Here is a 25,025-nt window from a genome sequence, read left to right on the forward strand (position 1 = left end):
GCGCCATATCGGTACGAGGTGTAGGAGTCGGTGAACTCCCGATCACCCTGCGGCGGCATCGTCGTGATCGCGAAGCATGCGCAGGACGGTGGCCACCGAGGGGTGACGGCTCTTCTTCTTGCCCTTGGTGATGACAAGGCGGGCGGCGATGTCGCGCAGGCTAAGGTGCTGGTCGCGCAGGTGCAGGGCCATGGAGAGCATGGATTCGTCGGTGACGGCGGCGCCGCCGATGGCCTTGCCGCGGCTGCGGGCGGATTCGTGGCCTTCCAGGGTGCGGTCGCGGATGTATTCGCGTTCCATCCCTGAGAGGGCGGCGAGCACGGTGAACATGACGCCGGAGGGGTCGTGGCTGCCCTGCAGCTCGCCGGTGAGGAACTCCAGGGCAATGCCGGCGGCGCGCAGTTGCTCGGCCAGGGCGGCGAGGTCGAGGCCGCGGCCGGGCCGTTTGTGCTCGTGTACCACGAGCGTGACCGCGACCTCCGCCGAGCGGAGCTCGCGGGCCAGGGCGACGGCCTTGTCGAGTTCGGGGCGGGTGGTGGCGCGGGTGGAGATCTTCTCGGCCAAGACGCGGGTGACGCCGGCGGCCTGGAGCCCGTCGAGCTGGGTGTCCAGGGACTGGCGGACGGTGGAGGCGCGGGCGTAGCCGATCCGCACGTGCCCGGCCGGCTCGGCGCCCGCCGTGGCCGGGCGGGGCAGCTCGATCCAGGCCATGCCCGGCTTGCGGACAGCCGGGTCGGGACGTTGAGTGCCTTGGCGAGCGCGGGCTCGAGCCGGAAGCGGGCGGTGTGGTATTGGACGGCCACCTTGCCTCGGCTGGTACGACATGGGGATCCGGCTGGAGCGGCGCAGGAGGTCATCGGGCAGTCGTGGTCTCCACGCGGAGGAAGTCATCGTCGCGCACCCTGGGAGTGTTTCAGACGACCACCCGTTTGCACCGACTCATGAAACAGCGTTTGCCCTGGACGCGGCCCACCGGAGGTGGTGTTTCATAGGTCCTCACCTGTGAAACACGGCCTGCCCAAACACGGGCCAGCCGAGCTGAGCACAGACCCCGACCTACGGCGCAGTCCTTAAGGAGGACGTGCGCTACCTCGGCGACATCATGACCCGCGTGCGCGACCACATGCGCGCGCAGCCGCCCCGCTCGGCGGCCCCGCGCAAGCGCCGTACCCGGTCAGAGACCTAGCACGGCCTCGAGGTCGTCGATGGCCGCCAGGGACTGGGCGAGCTGCTCGCGTTCTGCCTCGGTCAGGGTGAGGGCGCGCGCCCGGGCCAGGGCGTGCCCGGCGGCGGCGTGGTCCTTGGCGCGGACGGCGAGCTCGGCCCGGTAGACCAGCGCCTCCAGCAGCTCGGCCGCCGACGCGGTGTCCTTGTCCCGCTCCAGGGCGCCGTCCAGGATCTCGGCCGCCCGCTCGTGCTTGCCGTGGGAGTCGCCCATCACGACCGCCCGGTTCAGCGAGGCGGTGAGCCTGCTCGTGGCCTCCTCCTTCTCCGGCAGGGGGCGGGCGGCCATGAAGCGGATCCAGTTGCCGCCGGGGTCGATGACGGCGAAGCCGGAGTGGTTGCCGTCGTTCTTCCGCCTGCGCGGCCGGGTCATCCGGGGGATGCCGGAGACCAGGAGCTTGCCGTGCGCCGCGCGCATGCCCGCGGCGAACGCCTCGAACAGCTCTCCGGTGTCCGGCACGACGATCACGCAGGTCCCGTAGGAGTCTTCGGGCTTGAACGCCTCCGGCATGCCGAAGAAGCCCAGCTGGAGATCCTCGCGCTTGAGCAACACGTACGGGTTCGGCCGGACCTGGTAGTAGATCCGGCGGAAACCGAGCATCGTGTAGAAGTCGACCATCTCGTCGATGGAGCGGCAGGGAAGCAGCGGTATGGCGATCTCGTTGGCCATTGGGGGAACTCCTATTCGCCGGCCATGGTGAACGCGCCCTCTTCCAGGCGGCGGATCATCCGGTCGGTCCACTGGGCGCCGGCGTCGGCGGTGCTCAGCCACAGGGACAGCACCTCGCCGACCGGGCCCCAGGTCGCCAGATCCGTGCCCTCGGGCAGGTACGCGGTGATGCTCGCGCGCCACTCGCGCATGGCGCGGGCCCGCTCGCGCAGCAACTCCAGGGCCCGCTCCCGGGGAAGGTCCTCGATGAGGCCGACAGCGGCGCCCAGCACGTCCAGGCTCGGCTCGCGGTCGGCCAGCGCCTGACCCAGCAGGTCGAGGTACTCCCGCTCGCCCTGCTGGGTCAGCTCGTACTCGATCCGCGGCGGTCCCCCGGCCTCGGAGGCGACCGTCTCGTGCGTCACCAGCAGGCCCTGACCGGCCATGCTCTTGAGCGCGTGATAGACCGAGCCCGAGGTGGCGGTCGACCACTCGTGCGCGCCCCACGACTCCAGATCCGCGCGGACCTGGTAACCGTGGGCGCGCCCGCGTCTGCGCAGCGCGCCCAGGACCAGCAGCCGTACCGGCTTCATCGAACCCTCCCGAACTTCACTAGCCAAATTTGGCTAGCTGCTACCGGGAGCTTACCGCACCAACGTGGAGGAAATCGGCGTAGCGGCCGCCGCGGCGTACCAGCTCCTCGTGATCGCCCTCCTCGACGACCCGGCCACCGTCCAGGAAGGCGATGCGGACGGCGCGCTGGACCGTCCGCATCCGGTGGGCCACCATCACCACCGTCCGGCCGGCCATCAGGCGCTCGATCCGCCCTACGGGTGAGGCCCCGAAGTGACCGCCTGGTGCGGGATCGCGCCAGGTCGGGGTGGCCGTTCCGGTCAAGCGGCGGGTCATGTCGTCGGTCATCGACCAATAGATCATCGACTCGGAGCCGGCCGATCGGGTCTCGTAGTCGCGGGCCGGCGGTGCGGCATCAGGGTGCCGAAGACCTGCTCGGCCGCCGGGTAGCTTCTGGACCGGCAACTGGCCGCTCTGACCGAGGCGGGCTGCCTGCGGATCTTCGCCGACAAGAAGCCCATCAGTCCTGGCCTCTACCTCGCCGCCGCCATCTACCGCCCATTCGCCGTCGGCACTCCGCCCCTCAGCGCGCGTGTGCAGACGACTCCTGATATCCGTGTACGCGACTTCGAAACCGACAACGTCGCTCCGGCCAGGTCCACGCCGGTCAAGAGGGCGCCGCTCAGCTCGGCGCTGGCCAGGTCCGCGTGAGTGAGGATTGCGCCGGGCAGGTTCGCGCGATCCAGGGTCGCGCCGGGCAAGATCGCGTCGCGGAGGTCCGCGCCGATCAGGTTCGCCTGGGCCAATTTGGCACCGGTCAGGTTCGCGTGGGTCAGGATCGCACCGGTCAGGTCCGCGCGGGTCAGTTCTGCACGGTCCAGGTTCGCGTTGGTCAGGTTCGCACCGACCAGGTTCGCGTCGCTCAGGTTGGCGCGGGCCAGGTTCGCGTCACTCAGATTCGCACCGAGCAGGTTCGCGTCACTCAGGTTCGCTCGAGCCAAGTTCGCGTCGAACAGGTTCGCGCGGGTCAGGTCCGCGTCACGCAGGTCCGCGCCGGCCAGATCCGCATCGAACAGGTTCGCGTGGATCAGGTTCACGTCACGCAGGTCCGCGCCAGCCAGATCCGCGCTGGCCAGGTTCATATCACGCAGGCTCAGCCCCGGTCTGAACGTCATGGTCATGCTGTCTGCCGGTGCTGGCACCGGCCGGGCTCTCGCGGCTATGAGCACCCGGGCCCACCAGGGCGAGACGCTCACACGCAGCCAGGGGCGGCGCGGCCGGCCCGCCTGGGCCAGGCGGCCAAGCAGGCTGTCAGGGTGTGCCGAGACCATCGGCCTCGCCTCCTGCCTCCTGTTGGTCAGGCTTGCGGACGCTGACCTCCACACCGGACAGCATGCCCCGTACGCTGGCCTAGGCTGCCACGCCGATGATGAACGCCGGCCAGGGTCCGCTCATCTGCCCGTGCGCGGCTGCCGCCACAAGTGCCCCGAGCACGCATGAGCCGCCCAGCACGAACAGGCGCGCCGATAACTCCTCGCGAGCCTCTCGCTCGGTGACCCCCTTACGGCGCCAGGGCCAGCGGAAACTGGCGGCCCTGATCGCGGCCACCAAGGACACCAGAGCGGTAGCCACGCCACCGGCGAGACCCCAGGCGGCCGCCTCCAGCACCCCGAGGGCTTCGGCCTGCATGCCCCGACCGTAGCCCGTCGCCGCCGCAGCGCCTACCCGCCGCGAATTCCCGGGATCCAACGACGCCGTCTCCTATTCCTTCAGGTCCATTCCCACCACCACAGCCACTTTTCCGACAGCAGTCATTGCCATCACTAACTCATCAATGTCACCATCCCTTACAGGTCAAGATCAAAGGAAAGCTCAGTCCGACGGCACGCTCCGCTACATCGACGTGTGGGAATCCGAAGAACTGTGCGTCAAGGCCTTCGACGAGCGCATCCATCCCACCGTTCACGCCACCCTCGCCGACCTCGGCATCACCGGCGTGGCCGAGCCCACGGTCAACCGGCTCCACCTGGTCGACCTGAACGGCGCCGCCGTTCCCAGCCGTTATGGTGCCTCGCGACAGACTCCTGGCCGCGCCGGCGGGGCGTGAAGGCGTACGGGTGACGGGAGGCCGCCTCCCTCCGGTCGGGCCGCTCACCATCGCGGGACGGCTACGACTGTGGGGGTGTCGCGCCGGCGAGCGCCGCTTGCAGCAGGGCGTGTGCCGACCAGCTCATGGTTTCCACCGCCTCTTCACGGGAGAGGCCGGCGATGTCGGTGAGCCATATCAGCGCTTCGATGCCGCTGGCGGATCGGATCGCCACGGCGAGCCGATGCACGTCGATCTCGGGGTTGGTCTCGCGCAGAGGCGCCAGGGCGTCCTCGATCCAGCCGATGGCTCGCCCTCCGCGGAGAACCGGCTGCTCGGTGTCGGGGACGGGTTCCAGCGACAGGCGCAGCGAGGTGCGCAGTTGTGGTTCCCACTCGACCGTGATCCGGGTGAAAGCCTCCATGACCAGGTCGAGCCGGGCCTGCGGATCGCTGGGCGCATGCTCGGGCAGCAGCGACTGCTGCTGGGTCTCGGGATGTGCGGCAAGCAGCAGCGTGCGCTGATTGGGGAAGTACCGGTACGCCGTCGTCCGGGAGATCCCTGCTGTGGCTGCGGCCTGCTCCACGGTGGGGATGACCCCTTGCGTCAGCAGCTCGCGCGTGGCCGAGATGAGCGCTTGGCGCGTGCGAGCCTTCTGCTGATGACGGCCACCCAACTCATATGGTACTGACATGCCCATCATGGTATCTTCGTCCCATGGGACTTGAGTCCCATATCGGCGTCAGTGCTCTGACGAAGCAGATCGGGTGATGCGCTCATGGACCACGATCCCACCACAACCAATCCCGACCTCTATAAACTGATCTTCGAGAACGAGCGCATCCGGGTACTGGAGTACAAGGACAAGCCGGGCGACAAGACCACACCCCATCGGCATCCCGACAGCGTCATTTACACGCTGAGTTCCTTCAAGAGAAGGGTCGCGGCCGGCGCCCGGCAGGTGGATGTCGAGCTCCAAGCCGGGCAGGTGCGATGGGTCGGCGCTCAAGAGCATTCCGGCGAGAACATCGGCGACACCGACACACACACGATCTTCGTTGAGCTGAAGGAACCACTCCCGAGCGGCTCGCCAACGCCTGACAGCCCCCTGGGGCCCAGTACCACCTGACCAGAACCAGGTCACGCGGATCGCGGCCTTTCACGTGGACTCGGCAGCGTCCCCACCAGCTCATCACGTGCCCGCCCATCGTTGACATCGCCGCCCTCACATCGATCGACAGATCAAGCAACGGCAGACGCAAGCCGGCCGACGAGCCGATCCCACGCCCATCCACTCCTCTCCGGCCCTCGTCGGGATGCCGACGGCAACTGAGCCCTTCACCAGGGGGCGGCCCAGCCGTTCCAGGGTGAAGAGCCGGGCCAGGTGACGCGCTCATGCACCAGGCCATGCGCGCCCCTGGGCCGGCCGCTGCACGCGCGGCGGTGCCACGGCTGTTCGAAGGGTTCCGCGAGCCCGGCGGCGGCTACTGATCTCCCGCCCGGGTTCGGCTGGTCACCGCTGTGGCCGCACCATGATCGGCGCACGCTCGGACAGCAGCCTCTGCGGTCGTGTCGATCACGGGGTGCCGCACGCTTGGCGCGCCCCGAAGAAACCTCACCACACCACCAGAATCGAGATGATCACATCATGGCAAGTCTTGGCACCAGCCGTACCTCCGCGGCAGTGACCTTATGCCGCGCGCTGTCGGTCAGCACCCCGCTCGCCCTGGCCGCAACGCTGTGCGCCGGGGTCCCCGCCCATGCCGGCACCACCACGGCGGCCGTGACGAGCGCCTGCGGCATTCAGCCCTACGGCCTGATCGGCGCGCGGTGGATCGAACTCGGCGGCGAGAACAGCGCGCTGGGCTGCCCGCGCACCTCCGAGGTGGACGTCTACCTCAACGGCGTCTGGGCCGGACGAAGGCAGAACTTGCTTCGCGGGCAGATGGTCTGGTCACCCCGGCAAGGGCCCAAGCTGGTGGTGTCGGCCTGGTCGATCGGCGGATACGCCTACGTCGACTGGCGCACGACCGCGCCCCGCTCCTACGACCGCTTCCTCGTCCGCTGGACCAGCGCCGCGGACAGAGCCGGAACGCAGCGAGACATAGGCGGAGGCACCAGCGGCCGGATGCGGGTCCGCGTGATGACCACCAGCGGCTACCGGTTCATCGTCGAAGGCTGCGACAACGGAACCTTCAGCTCCAGCTGCAAGCAGGGCTGGACCCTTTCGGTGACCGCCTGATGGCAATGATCTCCAGGAACGCCCTGGTGGCCATCGCGCTCGTCGTCTCGTCCGGCTGCGGCCAGGCGGGAGCCGGCCCACGCTCACCGAGCCCACCACCCGGGGACGGCCAGAGCGCAACCTCTGCACCCGCCCAGGACTCCTGCGGCGAGACCGCCAGCAAGGTCAAGCAGCGTGCGCAGCAGCCCGAAATCGAATCGGTCACCATGCAGGGCCAGTGCACACTGGTGTCGATCGAGACCACCCTCGGCGACGGCGAGTCGAGCACAGCTCAGAAGATCTGCGACGCAGCAGCCGAGGTGGCCTACTCCGGCGACACCAACTCCATCAGTGTGCAGGGCAGATCCGGCAAGGAGCTCTCCGTGGGCATCGCCGGCGCCGAATGCCTGGCACAACCATGAATCGCTCCAGCGCTCCTGGCGATGACCGCGATACCCGCTGTCTCCGACCTGGCGGGATCCTCCGCCACGTGCGGGTGGGCGGTGTTCGGAGAAAACCGCCCTGTGACACCGCCACCGCTTCGCCACCGTCTCCTCCGGCCTCGTCCGCCTCGAGCAGGCCGCGGCCGCGCATCTGAAGGCCGTGCGGGGTGGCGGCTGAGCGCATGGCTCATGTCACCCGACGGCCCGAGCTCAGTGGCCTGACATGAATCTCAGGGCCAGGTGTTGGCCTGGGCCTCGAACACCTCCCTGTCGCTCTCCACGGGCAGCACGCACAGCAGGTGGCCGCCAGGAGCGCGGAGGACCCGGCACTCCATCCACTGCGACACCTGGGTCGCGCCGAGCCCCAGCAGGCGCGCGGTCTCGGCCTCCACGTCGTCCGTCTCGATGTCGAGGTGGAAGCGGGGAGCGTCGTCGACCGCCTGGACGGCCGTGACGAGGCCGGGAATCGCCTGGTGGAGCGAGGTGAACTGCTCCTCGCCCTGGAGGGGACGGGCGGTGGCGCCGAGCGCGGCCGCCCAGAAGGCCGCGGCCCGGTCGGCTTCGGGCGAGGGGGTGTCGATGAGGAGGGCGTAGACGCGGCTGCGATGCACGGAGATCACCCTAGCGAAGGGTGATTGCGCCGCCTTTGCGGATCACGTGCCAGACCTCGGTGAAATGTCGCCCAGCGCGAACTTTTGGTGTCGCTGAGTGCATAGACCGTTTCGGTGCGGGTAGCGCCGTGAAAGTGACTCCTCGGAGGAGGAAACCGTGGATATCAACATAGGCCAGGGCATCCAAGACGCCTGGCGGCAAATAGCGACGTTCGTTCCGAGGCTGGTCGCGTTCCTGGTGATTCTCTTCATCGGGTGGATCGTGGCCAAGCTTCTGGAGAAGATCGTCGACAAGATCCTGGAACGGGTGGGGTTCGACCGGGCGGTGGAGCGCAGCGGCGTACAACGCTGGCTGGAGCGGAGCAAGTACGACGCCAGCAGCCTGCTGGCGAGAATCGTCTTCTACGCGATCATCCTGGTCACCCTGCAGATAGCGTTCAGCGTGTTCGGCCCGAACCCGATCTCGGCGCTGCTGACCGCCGTGGTGGCCTGGCTGCCTATGGCCCTGGTCGCCATCGTGATCATCGTAGTGGCCGGCGCCATCGCCAGGGGCGTCAGGGACATCCTGAACGGGGCGCTCGGCGGGCTGTCGTACGGCCGCTGGGTGGCCACCGCCGCGGCGGTGTTCATCTGGGCGCTGGGCATCATCGCGGCGCTCAACCAGATCGGCGTGGCTACCACGGTCACGACTCCGGTGCTGATCACCGTACTCGCCACCATAGGGGCCATCGCGGCCATCGGCATCGGCGGCGGGCTCGTCCGGCCGATGCAGCAGCGCTGGGAGCGCTGGCTGGGCCGGATCGAGGAGGAGGCGCCGCAGGCCAGGGCGCACGCGGAGGCGTACCAGCGTGGGCGCCAGGACGCCGCGGCGATGACCGAGGAGACGGCGCCCATCCGCACCACTCCGGGGGCTCCGTCCCGGCCGGACATGCCGCCGACCTCGGGCCCGCCCCGCACGGAGCCGCCGACCTCGGGCCCGCCCCGCTCCGACATGCCTCCCGGCTGACCCGGACACACCGGCCCGCCCGCTCGGCCCCACCTCCAGAGCCGAGCGGGGCGGGTGGCCCGCCGACCGGCAGGTCAGGCGGGCAGTTCGTCGCTCAGGAAGCCGCGCTCGCGGGCGAGCCAGCAGACCGCCGTCAGCCGCAGGGCCGCCGGCTCCGCGTGCTCGCCGGTGAAGGCCCAGCCGCGCTGGCGGAGCTCGTCGAGGAAGCCGAGCAGGTAGTCGCCCAGGGTCTCGCGATCCAGCGGGATCGCGTCACGCAGCACCGCTGCGTGCTGGTCCACGGCCGCGACCAGCCCTGGGTCGCTGCCCATCCGCGCAAGCTGGGCATCACCCAGCGCGTCCATCAACCACCGAAAGGGCGCAGCCGCCCAACCTTCCTCAAAGACCACCAAACAACCTTAAAGCATTTTCCAAGGTCAGCCGCCATATGGCAGCCCGACGTAGTTCTCCGCCAATGTCGTGGCCGCCGCCTCCGATGAAGTGACGTAGTCCAGATACGACAGCTGCAGCCGCCTCCCATAGGCGTCGTCGTCCTCGAACGTGTGCAGCAACGTCGTCATCCACCATGAGAAGTGTTGCGCTCGCCACACCCGCTTGAGACACGCCTCCGAGTATCCGTCCAGCAGCGCGGTGGAGCCGTCCGAGAAGTACGCGTCCAGCGCCTCGGTCAGCACGCGCACGTCGGCCACGGCCAGGTTGAGGCCCTTCGCCCCGGTGGGCGGCACGATGTGGGCGGCGTCCCCGGCCAGGTAGAGCCGCCCGTACTGCATGGGTTCGACCACGAAGGACCGCATCGGCGTGACGCCCTTCTCGGTGATCTCCCCGGTGGTCAGCGTGAAGCCGGGCACGCTCTCCAGCCTGGCCTTCAGCTCGTCCCAGATCCGCTCGTCCGGCCAGTCCTCTATCCGGGTGTCGGCCGGGACCTGCAGGTAGAAGCGGCTGACGGTGGGCGAGCGCATGCTGTGCAGCGCGAAGCCGCGCTCGGTCCTGGTGTAGATGAGCTCCTCCGACGACGGCGTCACGTTGGCCAGGATGCCGAGCCAGGCGAAGGGATATTCCCGCTCGAAAACGGTCAGGACACCCTCGGGGATGGACGGGCGGGACACGCCGTGGAAACCGTCACAGCCGGCGATCACGTCGCAGTCGAGCCGCTCGCCGCCGAAGGTCACATACGGCCCCGTGTCCGGCCCTGGCTCCAGCCCGTGCACGGCCACGTCCTCCACCTCGAACCGTACGTCGCCGCCCGCCGCCAGCCTGGCCGCGATCAGGTCCTTGACCACTTCCTGCTGCCCGTACACGGTGATCGACCTGCCGGGGACGAGCTTCTCGAACGGGATGCGGTGGCCGGAGCCGCCGTACCTGAGCTCGATGCCGTGGTGCGGCAGCCCTTCGCGCAGCATGCGCTCGCCGACGCCCGCCTGGATGAGGGTGTCGACCGTGCCCTGCTCCAGCACGCCGGCCCGCACCCGCCGCTCGACGTAGTCGCGGCTGCGCTTCTCCAGCACCACGGAGGAGATGCCGCGGAGGTGGAGCAAATGAGACAGCAGCAGGCCAGCGGGGCCCGCGCCGATGATCCCGACCTGAGTTCGCATGAGGGAAGCATCCTGCTTCGAGCCGGGCCACGCCGAGAGACTGCTTCCACTGAGTGGAATACTGGCACCATGTCAGGCGGATCCCGCCAGCCAGGCCGCACCGTGACGTCCAAGGTGCTGGCCCTCCTCGGCGCGTTCGACGCCGCTCACCCGCAGCTCACGCTGACCGACCTGGCCAGGCGCAGCGGGGTTCCGCTGAGCACGGCGCACCGGCTGGTGGCCGAGCTGGAGGAGTGGCAGGCGCTCAGCCGCGACGCCGACGGGCGGCTGCGGGTGGGGCTGCGGCTGTGGGAGCTGGGCCAGCTCGCCCCCAGCAGGCTGGTGAGCCTGGCGCATCCGTGGTTGCAGGAGCTGTTCGTCACCACGGGCGAGAACGTGCACCTGGCCGTCCGCGACGGGCTCGAGGTGCTGTACGTCGACAAGGTGTACGGCCGCCGCGCCGTCCCCATCGTCTCCAGGACCGGCGGCCGGCTGCCCATGCACCCGACGGGCGTGGGCAAGGCGCTGCTGGCGTACGAGCCGGACTGGTTCGTCAAGTCCTACCTGGCCCGCAAGCTCGAGCGTCCCACCCCGCACACGATCACCGAGCCTGGCCGGCTGGCCAGGGAGCTGGCCGCGGTCCGGGCCCAGGGGTACGCGTTCACGTACGAGGAGATGACGCTGGGCTCGTGCTCGGCGGCCGCGCCGATCCTGGTGGACGGCCGGGCCGTGGCCGCCGTGGGCATCGTGGTGTCCTCACGGCGCGCCCGCGAGCTGCCCCGCCTCATCGATCCCCTGCGGAACGCCGCCGCGGGCATAGCGAAAGCTAGTCCCCCATCCTCTGGATCCGGTCCTTGAACAGCGTGGTGGCGATGGCGGCCCGGTGCGGCTGCCCCTTGAGGAAGGCCTGGGCGAAGTTCTTGGCCTGCTCGTAGGAGACCTTGGCGGGCAGGGGCGGCTCGTTGGGGTTGACGTCCACGTCCACCAGCGCCGGGCCGTCGTGCGCGAGCGCCTGCCCGATGGTCAGGCCCACGTCGTCCGCTTTGGTGACCTTGGCCCCGAATCCGCCGCACGAGCGGGCCCAGGCCGAGAAGTCGGCCTCCGGCTCCGCGTACCGTACGCCGTGCTCGGGGTAGCCCAGCACCATCTGCTCCCACAGGATCTGGCCGAGCGAGTTGTTGTTGTTGACGATCACCTTGATCGGCAGCCGCTGCTGGACCGCCGTCAGGAACTCGGCCATGAGCATCGAGAAGCCGCCGTCGCCGACGTACGCGATGACCTGCCGGCCCGGGAAGGCGTGCTGCATCGCGATCGCGTACGGCAACCCGTTCGCCATCGAGGCCAGCGTGCCGGACAGGTAGAACTCGCGCCCGCCGCGGACCGTCCAGTGCCGGGCCGCCCAGGTGGCGACAGTGCCGCTGTCGCACGTCATGATGGCGTCGTCGGCGGCGAGCTCGTCGAGGATGGAGACGGGGTACTGCGGGGCGATCGGGTCGCGCTCGGGGTTCTCCAGCGCGTCCATGTCGGCCCGCCACTCGGCCGTCATCCGCTGATATTTCGCCAGATGAGCGGTGTCGTCCCGGCGGGACAGCAGCGGCAGCAGCGCCGCCAGCCCCTCCTTGGCGTCGCACACGACCGGCACGTCGGTCGCGATCCGCGCCCCCGCCCTGGTCGGCTCCGCCTCGAACTGCACCACCCGCACCTTGCCCGGCTCCGGCAGGAACTTCGAGTACGGGAAGTTCGTGCCCACCATGAACAGCACGTCGGCTTCTTCCATGAGCTCTTCACTCGGCCGGGTGCCGAGCAGCCCGATCCCGCCGGTCGTGTACGGCGAGTCGTCCGGGATGACGGCCTTGCCGGGCAACGTCTTGACCACGGGCGCGCCGAGGGCCTCGGCCACGGCCAGCACCTCCTGCCGGGCGTGCAGCGCGCCCTGCCCGACCAGCATGGCGGGGCGCTCGGCCCGGTTGAGCACCTCGGCCGCCCACTCGACGTCCTCCTGCCGGGGGATGCCGGACGACTGCAGGTAGACGGGCGCGGTCTGCGGCAGCCTGACCGGCGCCACGTGCTTGTACGGGTCCGCGTCCGCCTCGGCCACCTGGATGTCGTTGGGCAGGGTCAGATGGGAGACCCCGCGCCGCGCGTACGCCGTCCTGACCGCCTGATCCACCAGCGACGGCAGCTGCGCCGGATTGGTGATCATCATGTTGTACTCGGCCACGTCGGCGAACAGCCTGTCCAGATGGACTTCCTGCTGGTAGCCGGTGCCGAGCACGGAGGTCTCCTGCATGCCGGTGATCGCCAGCACGGGCACGTGGTCGAGCTTGGCGTCGTAGAGCCCGTTGAGCAGGTGGATCCCGCCCGGCCCCGAGGTGGCCAGGCAGACCCCGATGCGCCCGGTGGCCTTGGCGTAGCCGGTCGCCATGAAGGCCGCGGCCTCTTCGTGGTGGACGAGGACGAAGCGCACCCGGTCTCGGTGGCGCCGCAGTCCCTCCATGATGCCGTTGATGCCGTCGCCCGGCAGGCCGAAGACGGTGTCCACGCCCCACTCGACGAGCCGTTCGATCAGGGATTCCGATGCGATTCGAGCCATGCGAGCGGCCCTACCCCACTTCGCGGCCCCCATGTCAAGGGTGCGGATTCGGGGGTAGAGGGGCGGCATGCGCATTTTGGTCACGGGAGCCACGGGCACGCTGGGCAGGGCCTTGGTGCCCGCGCTGGTCAAGGCGGGCCATCAGGTGCGGGCGTTGAGCCGTACCAAGAGGGAGAGCCGCGGGAACGTCGAGTGGATGTGGGGCGACCTGTTCTCCGGCCACGGCGTGCCGGAGGCCGTCGCCGGCGTGGAGGCGATCGCGCACCTGGCCACGAGCGGCCGCAAGGGGCGCGGCGCCGTGGACATCCCGGGCACCCGCCTGCTCGTGATGGCCGCCCGCGAGGCCGGGATCGGGCACCTGCTGCTCACCTCGATGGTCGGCGCGGACCGTGCGCCCATCGGCTACCTCAGGTACAAGCTGGAGGCCGAGCGCCTGGTCGAAGAGAGCGGCCTGGGCTGGACGGTCCTCCGTGCCACGCCGTTCCACCAGTGGCTGCAGCAGCGGCTGCGGGACTTCTCCGCACTCCCGGTGCTGCCGGTCGACCCGACCGTGCCCTGGCAGCCGGTCCACACGGGCGAGGTCGCCGCCCGAGCGGCCGACCTGCTCGCCGGCGGCCCGCAGGGCATCGAGATCGAGTATGGGGGCCCGGAGGTGCTCGACACCGCCGAGCTGACCCGGACCTGGCTGGACGCCCAGCACCTGCGCCGCGCCTGCCTGCGCATGCGTTACCCCGGACGTCTGTACGCGGCCATGCGCGCCGACCTCCTGACCACGGACGCGACGCCCAAGGGCAAGATCACCTGGCAGGACTATCTGGCCCCGCCCCCGCCGGTCCTCTCGGACGACTTCGCCTCCGAGCACACCGCCTCGCCCACCAGCCCGGCCACCCAGCCGGAGCAGGACCCGGACCGGCACGTCTACGGCGGCGACGAGGGTTACGAACGCCCGACCCGCGGCTGACCCCTGGCGGCTCAGGCTCGGGCTCAGGCTCAGGCTCAGGCTCAGGGCGGGCCGGAGGCGCCGCCCCACGGGTCGTAGTCGACCTCCAGCTGCTCCTGCGGCGGCCGCTCCCCCTCCGGCACGTGCTGCAGGTTGACCCGGATGCGATACCACACGCTGCTGCGCCCCCGCATGCCGTCCACCAGCACGTCGGCGGGCTCCAGCTTGGCCGCCACCTCGGGATGCCGGGCCTTCCACCGCTCGAACCCCGCCATCGCCTCGTCCTTGTGCTCGGCCCTGGCGATCTCGATGACGGGCATCGTCTGCTGCCTGCGCCCGCTGCCCTTGGGCGGTTTGGGCGCCGGCCCGAGCTCCTCGGCGAGCGCCAGCAGCCCGTCCAGGGAGCCGGCGTGCAGGTCCATGTCCTCCCACGGGTCGCCGATCTCGGCCAGGCGCCGGGGCACGGTGTCGATGGTGAAGAGCTCCGGCCGGCATCCGGGCACCTCGTCCCAGGTCAGCGGTGTGGACACGCGGGCGTCCTGCACGGCGCGCACCGAATAGGCGGACGCGACGGTCCGGTCGTAGGCGTTTTGGTTGAAGTCCACGAACACGCCGTGCCGTTCTTCCTTCCACCACCGGCTCGTGGCCAGGTCGGGGGCCCGCCGCTCGACCTCCCGCGCCACCGTCTCGGCCGCTTTGCGCACCTTCGCGAACGGCCAGCGCCGCTCGATCCGCGCGTACACGTGGAAACCGCGCGACCCGGAGGTCTTGGGCCAGGCCACCAGCCCGTGATCGGCCAGCACCTCCCGCGCGACCTGAGCGGTCTTCAGCACGTCCGCCCACTCGACGCCGGGCACCGGGTCGAGATCGATCCGCAACTCGTCGGGCTTGGCGAGGTCGTCGGAGCGCACCGGATGCGGATTGAGGTCCACGCACCCCAGGTTGACCACCCACAGCAGCTGCGCCAGGTCGGTGCAGACGACCTCCTCGGCGCTGAGCCCCGACCGGTATTTGAGCTCGGCCACCTCGATCCAGTCGGGCCGCTTGGCCGGGGCGCGCTTCTGGAAGAACGCCTCCTGCTCGATCCCGTGCACGAACCGCTTGAGCACCATCGGCCGCCCGTGCACGCCGCGCAGCGCCGCCTCCCCCACCGTCTCGTAGTAGCGGATCAGGTCGAGCTTGGTGTGCCCGGCCTCAGGGAAGACCACCTTGTCGGGGCTGGTGATGCGGACCTCGCGCCCGGCGACCTCGATGTCAGGCATAGGGTCACGATACGCGGGCACCCCGACAATCAGCCTGTGACGATCAGCGCACCTGAGAGAAGTCGCCGTGGCGGCCGGCCCCGGCGGCGAAGCGGGCCGCTCCCTCGACGGCGTCGGGCAGAGAGACCAGGCCATGGCGCAGCTCGTTCCGCATCGCGTCCTCCTCGCCTCGCCCGTGCTGCTCCAGTACCGACAGCCGGTCGCCACGCAGGCACATCTGCGGGAAGCGGGCGATCTCGCGAGCCAGCTCCTCGGCGTGCTGCCGAGCCGTCCCGGTGGGGACGAGCCGGTTGGCCAGCCCCATCTCGTACGCCTCCCGCCCGCCGACCGGCCGCCCCGTGAGGATCATGTCCATGGCCCTGGACGCGCCGATGAGCCTGGGCAGGCGTACGGTGCCGCCGTCGATCAGCGGCACGCCCCACCGGCGGCAGAACACCCCGAACACCGCGTCCTCCTCCGCCACCCGCAGATCGCACCAGAGCGCGAGCTCCAGCCCGCCCGCGACGGCGTGCCCGGCGACGGCGGCGATGACCGGTTTGGCCAGGCGCATCCTGGTCGGCCCCATGGGCCCGTCGCCCTCCTCTCCGACGTGGTTGTCGAGCGCCTTGAGGTCGGCCCCGGCGCAGAACGTGCCGCCCTCACCCCACAACACGGCCACGTCGGCGTCGGAGTCCTCGAAGTCGCGGAACGCGTCCACCAGCGCGTCGGCGGTCTTGCGATCGACGGCGTTGCGCGCCTCCGACCTGCTGATCACCACGGTGGTGACCCGTCCCTGGCGCTCCACGCGTACGGTCATGCGGCCCTCCTCGGGGGAACGTTCGATTCTCCTCGGGGAACGTGCCGAGCGTACGCTGTGGCCGGAGTTCGAGCCAGCGACCCACCGGTCAAGTCGCCGACGCCCAGCAGCCTTCGCCCTACGTCCCTGGACAGGAACGCGGGAGGATTCGCCTCTGACCGTGGGTGGATGGCGGGTATCCCCGTGGGTGGATGCGCGGGGAACCGGCCGTTCCTACGATGGGCGGGTGGTGGTGACTCCCCGCTGGCTGTTACCGGCCGGTCTCGGGCTGCTGATGCTGCTGGTCGGGTTGTCGTGGGTGCAAACGATCATGCGTGGCTGCGACTGCGCCTGGCCGTTCGCCGGAGGGGGCATCCTTGTCGTTCTCTGTCTCGTCATCGTGCGTGCGGGGCCGGGCCGTCCCGCCGAGGTGGCCGCTCTGCTGGCTCCCGTGGCCATAGCGGCGCTCACGGATCTCGCGGTCAACAGCGTCGGCTGGTTCATTCTGGTGCTCTACATCGCGTTCGTCGCGCTGACGCTGCGGCTCTGGCCGGGCATCGTCATCTGGCTCGCCTCGCTTTCCGTGGTGGTCGCGGCGGCGTTCACCTCGCCCGACCCCGGATGGCCTAACTGGCTGGCCGCCGTAACGCTCGTCTTCTGGAGCGGCTGGGCCGCGCGTTACCGCATTGAGGTGGGCGAGCGGCTGCACCGGGCGGAGAGCGCCGCCACCGCTGCCGCAGCCCTGGCCGAGCGGCAGCGGCTCGCCGCCGATCTGCACGACATCGTCGCGCACACGCTCGCCGTGACGGTGCTGCATCTGGGGGGTGTACGACTGGCGCTCGAGCACGATCCCAAGGAAGCGGCGGCGGGGATCGCCGAGGCCGAGCGCCTCGCCCGGCAGAGCATGGCGGAGCTGCGGAAGGTGGTCAGTGTCCTTGCCGAGGAAGGCTCCGATCCTGCCGTGGTCGCTCCCCAGCCCACCGCGCCCCGGCTTCCCGAACTCTTCGAGGAGTACCGGACGGCGGGTCTGGAATTCGACGCGAGCGTCGACGGTGAGCTGTCGGCGGTGGGCCCGACGAGCGGGATGGTGCTCTACCGGCTGGTTCAGGAGGCACTGGCCAACGCGAGCCGCCACGCTCCCCGATGTCCCGTCGAGGTACGGGTGCGCATCTCGGAGGAAGGTGCTGTGCGGGCCACGGTCTCCAATCCCTTGCCCGACCGCCCACCTCGGCACAATGGCGGCATGGGACTTCGCGCGATGGCCGACAGGGTGCGCATGGTCGGTGGCCACGTCACTGCCGGCCCAGAGGACGACCGGTGGGTCGTGCGGACGGAGCTGCCCGCATGATCTCGGTGGTGCTCGTCGACGACCAGGAACTCGCCAGGGCAGGACTGCGGACGATCCTGCGCCAGCCGTACGGATTCGACGTGGTCGGTGAGGCGGCCGACGGCCAGGCCGCGCTGGCGGAGGTCGCGCGCGTCCGGCCGGACGCCGTGGTCATGGATATTCGCATGCCGCGGATGGACGGCGTCGAGGCCACCCGTGCCATGCTCGCCGCGGATCCGTCGTCCCGCATCCTGGTGCTGACCACGTTCGGTGAGGACAGCGTTCTCGCGGCGGCTCTGCGGGCCGGCGCGTCCGGATTCTGTCTCAAGGACGCTCCGGCCGAGGACATCCAGCGTGCTGTCCGGGCGGTGGCGGCCGGCGACGGATGGCTGGATCCCGCCGTCTGCGGGCGGGTCCTGCGACGTTATCGGACAGATCCGGTGACCGACCCCGACGCGGTCCGGCGGCTCGGCGAGCTCACCTCTCGCGAGCTCGACGTGCTCAAGCTCATCGGCCGAGGGCTCACGAACGCGGAGATCGCCCGTCATCTCGTGGTCGGCGAGGGCACGATCAAGACCCACGTCGGCCGGATCTTCACGAAGCTGGCGGTACGCGACCGGGCCGCCGCGGTCGTCTTCGCCTTCGACCACGGCGTGGTCCGCCCCGGGGAGCCGCCGCCTATGCCTGCGGTCTGACTCCACGTTCTGTTCCCGGCCAGACGACACGCGGCGGCCCCATCGGAAACCGTGGGGGGCATGCTTCTTCAAACCCCCCGTCTTCAGATCACCGCTCCTTCGCTCCCGGCCTTCGCCTGGCGGACCGTCGGTTCCATCGCGGGCGTCGTCGTGGTCACCTTGCTGATGCTGAGCCCGTGGTACGGCTACCACCGCGACGAGCTCTACTTCCGCATGCTCGGTCAGTCTCCCGCCTGGGGCTACTTCGACCAGCCCCCGCTGACCCCGCTCCTGGCGCGGCTGTCCACGGAGCTGTTCGGGGACACCATCGTCGGGCTGCGGGTCGTCCCTGCGCTGTGCGCGGGACTGCTGATCCTGATCGGTGCCGCGATCACACGGGAGCTCGGCGGTCGCACAGGCGCGCAGACCCTCGCCGCCGCCGGCCTCGGCACCGGGATGTTCCCCCTGGTCGCCGGGCACACCCTGCTGACCCAATCGGCCGACTTCGTCTTCTGGACGGCCTGCATCCTGTTCGTGCTCCGTGCCCTGCTGCGCGGTGACGGGCGATGGTGGATGGCGGCCGGCGCCATCGCGGGAGCCGCCACGTTCAACAAGCACCTCATCGTCCTTCTGATCACCGGTCTGGCCACCGGCCTGCTCATCACCGCCGGCCTGGCGGTGAAGGGGCCGCGCGCCGTCTTCAGCGACAGATGGTTCTGGTCCGGGGCGTTCCTGGCCGCCGTCATCGCCTCTCCGAACCTGCTCTACCAGGCCGCCAACGGCTGGCCTCAGCTCACCATGGCCGCCACGCTCAGCGAACCCCTGAATCGGATCATGTTCGTGCCCATGCTGGTGGCGCTGCTCAGCATGGGAGCGTTCGTGATCGCCGTCGTCGGGTGGCTCTGGCTGCGCCGGCGGCAGGAGACGCGGCCACTGGCGATCGCGACCCTGGTGACGATCCTGCTCGGCCTGGTGTCAGGAGGACGGGCGGACTATGTCGCCGGCAGCCTGATCTTCGCCTTCGTGGCCGGCTGCGTGCCCACCACCGCGTGGATGGAGAGCCGGGTCGCCCGGCGCCGGGTGGTGTGGTGGGGGCTTCTCGGCACGTCGGTCATCGGGATCGTCGTGGCGCTGCCGCTGCTCCCGCTGCCGGCGCTCAGTTTCTCGCCCAACGAGGTGTCCAGGGAGTCGGTGGGCTGGCCGCGCTTCGTCGCCCAGGTGGCCGGAGTGCACCGGGCGCTGCCGTCGGGGACGATCGTCCTCACCTCGAACTATGGCGAGGCCGGTGCACTGGACCGGTTCGCACCGGACATTCCCGTCTACAGCGGCCACAACGAGCTGGGGTACCAAGGGCCGCCGCCGGAAACGGCGCAGACGGTGGTCGCCGTGGGGTTGCGGCCCGAGCGTCTGCGGCTGCGCTTCGCGCGCTGTGAATCCGCCGGGGTCATCGATCACGGCACAGGAGTCGCGAACGAGGAGCAGGGCCTGCCCATCACAGTCTGCTCAGGACCGCGGAGTCCATGGACGACCGCCTGGCCCGGCTTCCGGCACGCGAGCTGAGGAACAATCATGAACACCGTCTTGGTCATCACGCCGACCTACAACGAACGGGACAACCTCCCCGGCATCGTGGGCAGGATCCGCGCAGCCGCACCGGCGGCCCATATCCTCGTCGTCGACGACAACAGCCCTGACGGGACGGGCCTGATCGCAGACAGGCTCGCTTCCGAACTCGACAGCGTGCACGTCCTGCATCGGGAACGCAAGGAAGGGCTGGGCGCCGCGTACCTGGCGGGCTTCCGCTGGGGACTCGCCCGAGGGTTCGACCTGCTCGTGGAGATCGACGCGGACGGCTCGCATCCGCCTGAGCGGCTCCCCGCCTTGCTGCGCGCGGCGGAGCACGCCGACCTCGTCATCGGCTCGCGCTGGGTGCCCGGCGGCCGCGTGGCGAACTGGCCGCGGAGACGGGAGCTGCTGTCCCGGCTGGCGAACCGTTATGCACGGCTCGCGCTCGGCCTTCCCGTCGCCGACGCCACGGGCGGGTTCCGCGTCTACCGGGCCGCCGCACTCGAGAAGATCCTTCTCGGCGGTGTGGAGTCGCGGGGTTACTGCTTCCAGGTCGATCTCACGCTGCGAGCCGTACGTCACGGCTTCACGGTGGCGGAGGTGCCGATCACCTTCGTCGACCGTACAGCCGGCGCGAGCAAGATGAGCGTTGGTGTCCTCTTCGAGGCGCTCTGGCGGGTGACCGTATGGGCCATTGGTCATTGAGTGCGGTGGTGTCGTACACGTACAAGCCAGGCTCCGGGCCAGCACCCTAGTAGCGGCGCGGCTGGGCGGCCCACGGCGGGGGCGGTGGGGAGAACCCGCCCGGGGACGACGGCGGTGGCGGCGGGGCGACGCGACGGGCGACGAGCGGAAGCACGGACACGCACAGCACCAGCAGCGCACAGACCCCCACCCCGGTCCACTGGTAGGCGCCCGCAACGAACCTCGTCGTCAGCAGCCCATTCGCGTCCCCGACGACCTCGGCAGGGGAGCCTTCGTCGTGCCGTTCTTCCCGCCCCGTCCGGATCTCGTGAATGCGCGCGTCCGAACAGCGGACCGTGTAAATATAGGTCGCCCCGCCTCTCCGTGCGCGCATGGTCTCGACCTCGGTCACCGTGCAGGTCTGTTCCTCGCCGAGCGCCGCCAGCGCGACCGTTCCGCCAATCACAGGCGCCATGCCCGTGAGAGCGCCCCACATCCCGCAGGCAAGGACCACTATGACAATCGCTGCCATGGGCCGGACCAGAACCTGCCGCGGCCAGCCGACGATCAGGGCAACCCCGACGGTGTAGCAGAGCGCCGCACCCAGCCCGAGGAACACCGTGACCACCGTCAGGTGCGGGGGAAAGATGTGGATCAACGCGCCGATCACGGTCAGAGCCGCGGCGATGATGATGAAGACGGTTCCGGTTCGCTGCCTCATCGCCATGAGCGTAGAGAGGCGCGGTATAGATCAGCTATAGCGGGATGCCCGAGGCCTACTTCGTGGCGGTCAGCATGTACTGCGGGTACGTGGCGACGTGGCGCCTGGTATGGCCGGCGCGGGAGCTCCCGAACCCGACGACCGCAGGACGGACGTTCAAGGCCGCTATTGGCGGGTCGTTCACGATCAGGCCGATGTCCTCCGTCAACACCACGACGTCGTCCGCATCAGAGACACCCGTCGGCGAGCACGTCGCCGACGCCTCGCGCCGGGTCGTCGAGCATGCCGGACAACCCGGCGCCGCCCTGTGCTGTTGTACATAAGTGCCCCCTTGCCGGTGGCCTCGTACCGCCCTCGCTCGGAAACGACATTGACATTAGGCAGCCACGCTTGAAGATCCCCTGCCACTCCGTTGCCGATGAGTTGCCCGACCCGACTGTCGTTACAGCACAAAACCGGCTGCGGCACCAACTCCTGTGAGGTCCTGGCGGAGCCGCACCGCGCAGTCGTTCGGCCGCTGCACAGGGGCGGCGATCGAGGGCCGCGTGGTGGCCAGGGGCGCGCTGGCGCAGTAGCCGGCCCAGGTCCACCACCGCAGGCTCTCTTACGACAGACTCCGTGGCGGATTGGCCGGGGAAGCCTGGATCAAGGCGGACTCGAGACGCTCGAGGAACGGGGCCAGATTGGCTACGTCAGCCGTTACTGTTTAGCTGGTCCAGAATCTCCTGGACCTTGGTCACGTTGGGATGCGCCTGCCCGTATCGGGTCTTCAGGTCGGGCAGCAGCACGGCAAGGGTTTTCCTGGCTCCCGCGCGGTCTCCGGCGCCCAGCTTCAGCAAGCCGATCTGGCGGCGCAGTTCCAGCGTCCTGTCGTCGTCCACGCCGAAACTCTGCTCGTCTTCCAACAAACGGCTCAGCTGCGTCAGGGCGAGCGTGGTCTCCCCGGCGGCGGCGTTGCTGTTGGCCTCCATCAGCCGGAAGCGCAGGACGAGATCGTTGTCAGGCCCGTCTCGCTCGGCGAGATCGGCGACGAGAGCCGCGAACTCCGCTGCCGCGCGGCGATAGTCTCCTCCGAGGAACAGGGCATCGGCCAGCTCGATCCTCAGCGAGATCACATTTGGATCGCCGGGGCCGAGCTTGCGGGCGGCGGGTTCCACAACCTCGGCGAGGACGTCGGCTGCCTGGGCGAAGCGCGATTCGGCCTTCAGCGCGTCCGCGTCCTTCCGGGCCAGAGCCATGTCGCTGGGTCGGAAGGTGTCCGGAACCGACGCGGGCGCGGGCCGTACGGCGAGTGCGGGCTCGACGACAGGCTGCGGCGTCGCTCCGATCCTGCCGACCACCCGCGCGTACATCCGGACCGGATGAGGGGCGTTCGTGTCGACGTAGCCCGTGAACGGCGGCAGCTCACGGCAGAAATCGAGGAGGCGCGCGTAGACGATCTCAGCCGCAGGCGGGCGTTTGTCCGGCGTCTTGGCCAGCAGCCACAGGACGAGCCGCTCCAGACCCTCGGGCACTTCGCGGCGACGCTGACGCAACGGTTTCGGCTCGCGGCCGATGTGGTTGTGCATGGTCGCCAAGGGCGTGGGGCCGCAGAACTGGTTCTCCCCGGCGAGCATCTCGTCGAGGATCACCCCGAGGGAGTAGAGGTCGCTCTGCGGGCCTGTCGACCCTGACATCGCCTGCTCGGGCGCCATGTACTCGGGGGTGCCGACCACGACGCCGGTCCGCGTGAGCCTGGTCGCCGCCGAGGAGGTGGCGGCGGCGATCCCGAAGTCGAGCACCTTCACCGTGCCATCAGGGCAGAGCATGAGGTTGCCTGGTTTCAGGTCACGATGGACCAGCGATTTGGCATGCGCCACCATCAGCACCGAGCAGACCTGGGCGGCTATCGCGGCGGCCCATGCCACGGGGATCTCCGTCTCATCGACAAGTGAGTTCACCGGGCAACCGTCGATCAGTTGCATGACCAGGTAGAGCGACTCACCGTGGGTGCCGCAGTCGTAGACGGTAGGGACGCCCGGATGCTCAAGCCGGGCGGTGATCCGGGATTCTCGAACAAAGCGCTCGTTCAGCTCCTTGTCCGGTTTTCCATCGGGGAGCCGATCGAGCCGGATGAACTTGATCGCTATCGGCCGGTCTAGGCGGGTGTCCCAGCCGAACCACACCTCCCCCATCCCGCCGCCGCGACGCGATGCCGGGTCCAGCGAGTAGCGACCGTCGATCGTGCGTGTGTCCACCCTGGCCGCCTTCCCTCAAACGCAGGCCATGTTACGGAAGCAGTCCCAGTGATCAGAGATATCACGCGATCTCCGCTTCAGTCTTGAGGTTGCATCTTGCCGTCGATCAGCGCCTCGAAGACCTGCGCCGCGAGCGCGCCGCCCAACACGGCCACCGCACGCACGCCGTTCTCGAACGCCTCCAGCTGCCGGAACGCCTCGCCGTAGCGGCGCTGCTCGGAGATCGGCAGCCGGGGGAGCTGCGAGCGGCGCACGTCCACGCGGTAGGTTCCGGACAACGTGCTGGCGGCCCGCGCGGCCGACACGCGGAGGAAACCCGCGACGAAGGCCGGATCCAGAACCTCCTGGTCCAGCCGCAGGAGACACAGGTGTGGCCCGAGCAGCACCTCCTCGGCCACGACTCTGGCGACCACCGAGCGGCTCACCGCGGGGATCACGATGTCGCCGGGCCGTGCGACCACCGACTCCACCCTGATCTCGCCCAGACCGGAGGGTCCTCGGCCCAGTACGACGTCCTTGGCCGTGAGGAGCGGCACCGCGCCCGATTCTGTCTCCATCCGCATCGGTGTCTGCTCCACCTGGACAGCCCCGGCGCGGACGAGTTCTGCCACCGTGGTCATGGCCAGGTCCCGGCTCTGGCGGCTCACCCTCGGCAGGAGGCCGGTCAAGGCACCGGACAGCTCCGCCAGCTCAGCGCGCGCCGATTCGAGATCCTTTTCTGGTACGGCTACCGCCTTGGGCAGCCTGCGTGACGGTGTCAGGTCGACCTCGTCGTCCAGAAGCTCGATGATCGGCACAGGATGCCCCGACTCCAGGCTGCCTTCCGCCATGGTCACGTGCGAAGGAACCGCATCCGATTCCTGGGGCCGGCGCAGCAGCCACAGGTGAGGCGGAAGGGCCGACTGCGGAGCGGATCCGGCGGGAAGGCCGATGATCGCCTGCAGAGTTCCCGTTCTCAGCAACTGCGATCGGATCCTCCGCCCGGAACGGCGGTTGGCGGCCGCGGACGGCATCAGGACAACCACCTGCCCACCTGGCCTGACCCGGGCAAGGCAGTGTTGCACCCAGGCGAGTTCCGACTCGCCCTTGGGGGGCAGGCCGTACTGCCAGCGCGGGTCGTTGGTTAGCTCCTCGTAGCCCCAGCCACGTTCGTTGAAAGGAGGGACACACACAACGCCGTCGGCTTCCACGTCGGGGAAGGCGTCGGCCAGCAGTGCGTCGCCGCCACGGATGTCCGCGGGGATGCCGCGGGCGACCAGCCGCGCCGCGGCCAGCCGTGCCGTGGCCTCGTCTCGTTCCTGGCCCATGACCCGGCGGGCCCTCGTCGTGGCCAGGAGGAGCGGGCCGAAGCCGCAGATCGGGTCCAGCACCGTCTCGCACTCGCCCAGCAGACCGGACATGAGGGCGGCGACCTCGTCAGAGACCACCTGCACGCGGCGCGAGTGGGTCTCCACGTATCGGCGGTAAAGCAGTTCGACGGTGTCCGCCGTCCCCCGCTGGGCCGCGAGCGCGGCGGCGGCTTGGACCAACCGAGCGGGAGCATGCCGGCTGCCCTGGGGCGTGTCGGTGAGAGCGGCTGTGACGTTGCTGACCACGACGGCGAGCTCGAGGTCGTCGGCCGAGTTGCGGATCTGCTGCCAGACCAGTTCGTCCTCTGGCAACTCCTGGAGCTTGCCTTGGTCGCGTAGCCAGACCTCGACTTCGGCGAGCGAGAAGAGGGGGTTGGAGGAGGTTCCGCCGACCGGTTCGGGAAAGTCCTGAAACCTGCGGCGCCAATTGCTGACAGCGGGCCGGCCCACCCCGGCCATCCGGGCGATGTCGGCCGCCGCCACAACGGCATCGTCGCGCATTGTCGTTCTCCT

General features: G+C 69.7%; 28 protein-coding genes. 12 read left to right on the top strand and 16 right to left on the bottom strand.

Annotated elements, in window-relative coordinates; genetic code table 11:
• Positions 1–42 precede the first annotated feature (42 nt).
• The 6 genes from EDD27_RS26515 to EDD27_RS26545 all read right to left on the bottom strand — a co-directional run bounded on the left by EDD27_RS26515 (position 43) and on the right by EDD27_RS26545 (position 4,135).
• The gene (locus tag EDD27_RS26515; RefSeq protein WP_206641664.1) at positions 43–711 is read right to left on the bottom strand and encodes a recombinase family protein; all 669 of its coding nucleotides are present in this window, start codon (positions 709–711) and stop codon (positions 43–45) included.
• A gap of 463 nt (positions 712–1,174) precedes the next feature.
• On the bottom strand, positions 1,175–1,894 hold the full coding sequence (locus EDD27_RS26525) for a VOC family protein (RefSeq protein WP_164903800.1): 720 nt from the start codon (positions 1,892–1,894) through the stop codon (positions 1,175–1,177).
• A gap of 11 nt (positions 1,895–1,905) precedes the next feature.
• Positions 1,906–2,466 carry a PadR family transcriptional regulator gene (locus EDD27_RS26530; protein ID WP_127934783.1) on the bottom strand — a complete coding sequence of 187 codons (561 nt, stop codon included), beginning with the start codon at positions 2,464–2,466 and terminating at the stop codon, positions 1,906–1,908.
• 40 nt (positions 2,467–2,506) lie between these two features.
• Positions 2,507–2,794: a hypothetical protein gene (locus EDD27_RS26535; RefSeq protein WP_206641665.1), complete on the bottom strand. Its 288-nt coding sequence runs from the start codon at positions 2,792–2,794 to the stop codon at positions 2,507–2,509.
• Positions 2,795–2,997: 203 nt separating this feature from the next.
• On the bottom strand, positions 2,998–3,777 hold the full coding sequence (locus EDD27_RS26540) for a pentapeptide repeat-containing protein (RefSeq protein ID WP_127934784.1): 780 nt from the start codon (positions 3,775–3,777) through the stop codon (positions 2,998–3,000).
• A gap of 79 nt (positions 3,778–3,856) precedes the next feature.
• On the bottom strand, positions 3,857–4,135 hold the full coding sequence (locus EDD27_RS26545) for a hypothetical protein (protein WP_127934785.1): 279 nt from the start codon (positions 4,133–4,135) through the stop codon (positions 3,857–3,859).
• A 214-nt stretch (positions 4,136–4,349) separates the two neighbouring features.
• On the opposite strand from EDD27_RS26545, the gene EDD27_RS26550 reads away from it, so the two are divergent.
• Positions 4,350–4,553: a hypothetical protein gene (locus EDD27_RS26550; RefSeq protein ID WP_127934786.1), complete on the top strand. Its 204-nt coding sequence runs from the start codon at positions 4,350–4,352 to the stop codon at positions 4,551–4,553.
• 61 nt (positions 4,554–4,614) lie between these two features.
• Here EDD27_RS26550 and EDD27_RS26555 read toward each other — a convergent pair whose 3' ends face one another.
• Positions 4,615–5,226 carry a TetR/AcrR family transcriptional regulator gene (locus tag EDD27_RS26555; RefSeq protein ID WP_127934787.1) on the bottom strand — a complete coding sequence of 204 codons (612 nt, stop codon included), beginning with the start codon at positions 5,224–5,226 and terminating at the stop codon, positions 4,615–4,617.
• A gap of 84 nt (positions 5,227–5,310) precedes the next feature.
• Here EDD27_RS26555 and EDD27_RS26560 point away from each other — a divergent pair, with 84 nt between their 5' ends.
• From EDD27_RS26560 to EDD27_RS26570, 3 genes are all read left to right on the top strand, one after another.
• Positions 5,311–5,661 (top strand): cupin domain-containing protein, encoded by a 351-nt coding sequence (locus EDD27_RS26560; RefSeq protein WP_127934788.1) that lies wholly within the window; start codon positions 5,311–5,313, stop codon positions 5,659–5,661.
• A gap of 519 nt (positions 5,662–6,180) precedes the next feature.
• Positions 6,181–6,774 carry an LGFP repeat-containing protein gene (locus tag EDD27_RS26565; protein ID WP_206641666.1) on the top strand — a complete coding sequence of 198 codons (594 nt, stop codon included), beginning with the start codon at positions 6,181–6,183 and terminating at the stop codon, positions 6,772–6,774.
• The gene (locus EDD27_RS26570; protein WP_127934789.1) at positions 6,774–7,175 is read left to right on the top strand and encodes a hypothetical protein; all 402 of its coding nucleotides are present in this window, start codon (positions 6,774–6,776) and stop codon (positions 7,173–7,175) included. The genes EDD27_RS26565 and EDD27_RS26570 overlap by 1 nt, the downstream gene beginning before the upstream one ends.
• Before the next feature lie 251 nt (positions 7,176–7,426).
• Here the strand turns inward: EDD27_RS26570 and EDD27_RS26575 are convergent, their stop codons facing one another.
• The gene (locus tag EDD27_RS26575) at positions 7,427–7,807 is read right to left on the bottom strand and encodes a VOC family protein (protein ID WP_127934790.1); all 381 of its coding nucleotides are present in this window, start codon (positions 7,805–7,807) and stop codon (positions 7,427–7,429) included.
• Positions 7,808–7,970: 163 nt separating this feature from the next.
• Between EDD27_RS26575 and EDD27_RS26580 the strand changes: the two genes are divergently transcribed.
• A complete protein-coding gene (locus EDD27_RS26580; protein WP_164904236.1) occupies positions 7,971–8,813 on the top strand; it encodes a mechanosensitive ion channel family protein in 843 nt (280 codons plus the stop codon).
• Positions 8,814–8,887: 74 nt separating this feature from the next.
• Here the strand turns inward: EDD27_RS26580 and EDD27_RS26585 are convergent, their stop codons facing one another.
• Together EDD27_RS26585 and pobA are read right to left on the bottom strand one after the other, a co-directional pair.
• Positions 8,888–9,124 (bottom strand): DUF6401 family natural product biosynthesis protein, encoded by a 237-nt coding sequence (locus tag EDD27_RS26585; protein WP_206641667.1) that lies wholly within the window; start codon positions 9,122–9,124, stop codon positions 8,888–8,890.
• Between the two features lie 105 nt (positions 9,125–9,229).
• The gene (pobA, locus tag EDD27_RS26590) at positions 9,230–10,405 is read right to left on the bottom strand and encodes a 4-hydroxybenzoate 3-monooxygenase (protein ID WP_127934793.1); all 1,176 of its coding nucleotides are present in this window, start codon (positions 10,403–10,405) and stop codon (positions 9,230–9,232) included.
• 69 nt (positions 10,406–10,474) lie between these two features.
• On the opposite strand from pobA, the gene EDD27_RS26595 reads away from it, so the two are divergent.
• Positions 10,475–11,242: an IclR family transcriptional regulator gene (locus EDD27_RS26595; RefSeq protein ID WP_127934794.1), complete on the top strand. Its 768-nt coding sequence runs from the start codon at positions 10,475–10,477 to the stop codon at positions 11,240–11,242.
• Here the strand turns inward: EDD27_RS26595 and EDD27_RS26600 are convergent.
• Complete coding sequence (locus EDD27_RS26600) at positions 11,211–12,977, bottom strand: thiamine pyrophosphate-dependent enzyme (RefSeq protein ID WP_127934795.1); 1,767 nt, start codon at positions 12,975–12,977, stop codon at positions 11,211–11,213. The genes EDD27_RS26595 and EDD27_RS26600 overlap by 32 nt on opposite strands.
• A gap of 67 nt (positions 12,978–13,044) precedes the next feature.
• Here EDD27_RS26600 and EDD27_RS26605 point away from each other — a divergent pair, with 67 nt between their 5' ends.
• Positions 13,045–13,938 carry an SDR family oxidoreductase gene (locus EDD27_RS26605; RefSeq protein ID WP_127934796.1) on the top strand — a complete coding sequence of 298 codons (894 nt, stop codon included), beginning with the start codon at positions 13,045–13,047 and terminating at the stop codon, positions 13,936–13,938.
• A 41-nt stretch (positions 13,939–13,979) separates the two neighbouring features.
• Here the strand turns inward: EDD27_RS26605 and ligD are convergent, their stop codons facing one another.
• A complete protein-coding gene (gene ligD, locus EDD27_RS26610; RefSeq protein ID WP_127934797.1) occupies positions 13,980–15,179 on the bottom strand; it encodes a non-homologous end-joining DNA ligase in 1,200 nt (399 codons plus the stop codon).
• Positions 15,180–15,222: 43 nt separating this feature from the next.
• On the bottom strand, positions 15,223–15,975 hold the full coding sequence (locus EDD27_RS26615) for a crotonase/enoyl-CoA hydratase family protein (RefSeq protein ID WP_127934798.1): 753 nt from the start codon (positions 15,973–15,975) through the stop codon (positions 15,223–15,225).
• A 226-nt stretch (positions 15,976–16,201) separates the two neighbouring features.
• On the opposite strand from EDD27_RS26615, the gene EDD27_RS26620 reads away from it, so the two are divergent.
• Genes EDD27_RS26620 through EDD27_RS26635 form a run of 4 tightly spaced genes read left to right on the top strand, consistent with a single transcriptional unit; the run spans position 16,202 to position 20,226 of the window.
• Positions 16,202–17,302, top strand: coding sequence for a sensor histidine kinase (locus EDD27_RS26620; RefSeq protein WP_164903801.1), 1,101 nt, complete (start codon positions 16,202–16,204; stop codon positions 17,300–17,302).
• Positions 17,299–17,976 (top strand): response regulator, encoded by a 678-nt coding sequence (locus EDD27_RS26625; protein ID WP_127934800.1) that lies wholly within the window; start codon positions 17,299–17,301, stop codon positions 17,974–17,976. The genes EDD27_RS26620 and EDD27_RS26625 overlap by 4 nt, the downstream gene beginning before the upstream one ends.
• 60 nt (positions 17,977–18,036) lie before the next feature.
• Entirely contained in the window at positions 18,037–19,515 is a 1,479-nt protein-coding gene (locus EDD27_RS26630) for an ArnT family glycosyltransferase (protein ID WP_127934801.1), read from the top strand.
• 9 nt (positions 19,516–19,524) lie between these two features.
• Positions 19,525–20,226, top strand: a complete 702-nt coding sequence (locus EDD27_RS26635; RefSeq protein ID WP_127934802.1) for a polyprenol monophosphomannose synthase — start codon at positions 19,525–19,527, stop codon at positions 20,224–20,226.
• A gap of 46 nt (positions 20,227–20,272) precedes the next feature.
• Here the strand turns inward: EDD27_RS26635 and EDD27_RS26640 are convergent, their stop codons facing one another.
• Positions 20,273–20,926 carry a hypothetical protein gene (locus EDD27_RS26640; RefSeq protein ID WP_127934803.1) on the bottom strand — a complete coding sequence of 218 codons (654 nt, stop codon included), beginning with the start codon at positions 20,924–20,926 and terminating at the stop codon, positions 20,273–20,275.
• A 44-nt stretch (positions 20,927–20,970) separates the two neighbouring features.
• On the opposite strand from EDD27_RS26640, the gene EDD27_RS26645 reads away from it, so the two are divergent.
• Positions 20,971–21,249: a hypothetical protein gene (locus tag EDD27_RS26645; protein WP_127934804.1), complete on the top strand. Its 279-nt coding sequence runs from the start codon at positions 20,971–20,973 to the stop codon at positions 21,247–21,249.
• A 369-nt stretch (positions 21,250–21,618) separates the two neighbouring features.
• Here the strand turns inward: EDD27_RS26645 and EDD27_RS26650 are convergent, their stop codons facing one another.
• Both EDD27_RS26650 and EDD27_RS26655 read right to left on the bottom strand, forming a co-directional pair.
• Positions 21,619–23,163 (bottom strand): serine/threonine protein kinase, encoded by a 1,545-nt coding sequence (locus tag EDD27_RS26650; RefSeq protein ID WP_241564266.1) that lies wholly within the window; start codon positions 23,161–23,163, stop codon positions 21,619–21,621.
• 77 nt (positions 23,164–23,240) lie between these two features.
• Positions 23,241–25,013: an N-6 DNA methylase gene (locus EDD27_RS26655; protein ID WP_127934805.1), complete on the bottom strand. Its 1,773-nt coding sequence runs from the start codon at positions 25,011–25,013 to the stop codon at positions 23,241–23,243.
• Between the last annotated feature and the right edge of the window lie 12 nt (positions 25,014–25,025).

This window comes from Nonomuraea polychroma (assembly GCF_004011505.1).
Taxonomy (GTDB): domain Bacteria; phylum Actinomycetota; class Actinomycetes; order Streptosporangiales; family Streptosporangiaceae; genus Nonomuraea; species Nonomuraea polychroma.

Coding starts and splice junctions, on each gene's coding strand:
- EDD27_RS26645 (WP_127934804.1), top strand. CDS start 20,971: ATGCCCGAGGCCTACTTCGTGGCGGTCAGCATGTACTGCGGGTACGTG.
- EDD27_RS26585 (WP_206641667.1), bottom strand. CDS start 9,124: ATGGGCAGCGACCCAGGGCTGGTCGCGGCCGTGGACCAGCACGCAGCG.
- EDD27_RS26530 (WP_127934783.1), bottom strand. CDS start 2,466: ATGAAGCCGGTACGGCTGCTGGTCCTGGGCGCGCTGCGCAGACGCGGG.
- EDD27_RS26535 (WP_206641665.1), bottom strand. CDS start 2,794: ATGACCGACGACATGACCCGCCGCTTGACCGGAACGGCCACCCCGACC.
- EDD27_RS26595 (WP_127934794.1), top strand. CDS start 10,475: ATGTCAGGCGGATCCCGCCAGCCAGGCCGCACCGTGACGTCCAAGGTG.
- pobA (WP_127934793.1), bottom strand. CDS start 10,405: ATGCGAACTCAGGTCGGGATCATCGGCGCGGGCCCCGCTGGCCTGCTG.
- EDD27_RS26540 (WP_127934784.1), bottom strand. CDS start 3,777: ATGGTCTCGGCACACCCTGACAGCCTGCTTGGCCGCCTGGCCCAGGCG.
- EDD27_RS26630 (WP_127934801.1), top strand. CDS start 18,037: ATGCTTCTTCAAACCCCCCGTCTTCAGATCACCGCTCCTTCGCTCCCG.
- EDD27_RS26545 (WP_127934785.1), bottom strand. CDS start 4,135: ATGCAGGCCGAAGCCCTCGGGGTGCTGGAGGCGGCCGCCTGGGGTCTC.
- EDD27_RS26525 (WP_164903800.1), bottom strand. CDS start 1,894: ATGGCCAACGAGATCGCCATACCGCTGCTTCCCTGCCGCTCCATCGAC.
- EDD27_RS26640 (WP_127934803.1), bottom strand. CDS start 20,926: ATGAGGCAGCGAACCGGAACCGTCTTCATCATCATCGCCGCGGCTCTG.
- EDD27_RS26625 (WP_127934800.1), top strand. CDS start 17,299: ATGATCTCGGTGGTGCTCGTCGACGACCAGGAACTCGCCAGGGCAGGA.
- EDD27_RS26600 (WP_127934795.1), bottom strand. CDS start 12,977: ATGGCTCGAATCGCATCGGAATCCCTGATCGAACGGCTCGTCGAGTGG.
- EDD27_RS26560 (WP_127934788.1), top strand. CDS start 5,311: ATGGACCACGATCCCACCACAACCAATCCCGACCTCTATAAACTGATC.
- EDD27_RS26615 (WP_127934798.1), bottom strand. CDS start 15,975: ATGACCGTACGCGTGGAGCGCCAGGGACGGGTCACCACCGTGGTGATC.
- EDD27_RS26515 (WP_206641664.1), bottom strand. CDS start 711: ATGGCCTGGATCGAGCTGCCCCGCCCGGCCACGGCGGGCGCCGAGCCG.
- EDD27_RS26570 (WP_127934789.1), top strand. CDS start 6,774: ATGGCAATGATCTCCAGGAACGCCCTGGTGGCCATCGCGCTCGTCGTC.
- EDD27_RS26565 (WP_206641666.1), top strand. CDS start 6,181: ATGGCAAGTCTTGGCACCAGCCGTACCTCCGCGGCAGTGACCTTATGC.
- EDD27_RS26605 (WP_127934796.1), top strand. CDS start 13,045: ATGCGCATTTTGGTCACGGGAGCCACGGGCACGCTGGGCAGGGCCTTG.
- EDD27_RS26555 (WP_127934787.1), bottom strand. CDS start 5,226: ATGTCAGTACCATATGAGTTGGGTGGCCGTCATCAGCAGAAGGCTCGC.
- ligD (WP_127934797.1), bottom strand. CDS start 15,179: ATGCCTGACATCGAGGTCGCCGGGCGCGAGGTCCGCATCACCAGCCCC.
- EDD27_RS26635 (WP_127934802.1), top strand. CDS start 19,525: ATGAACACCGTCTTGGTCATCACGCCGACCTACAACGAACGGGACAAC.
- EDD27_RS26655 (WP_127934805.1), bottom strand. CDS start 25,013: ATGCGCGACGATGCCGTTGTGGCGGCGGCCGACATCGCCCGGATGGCC.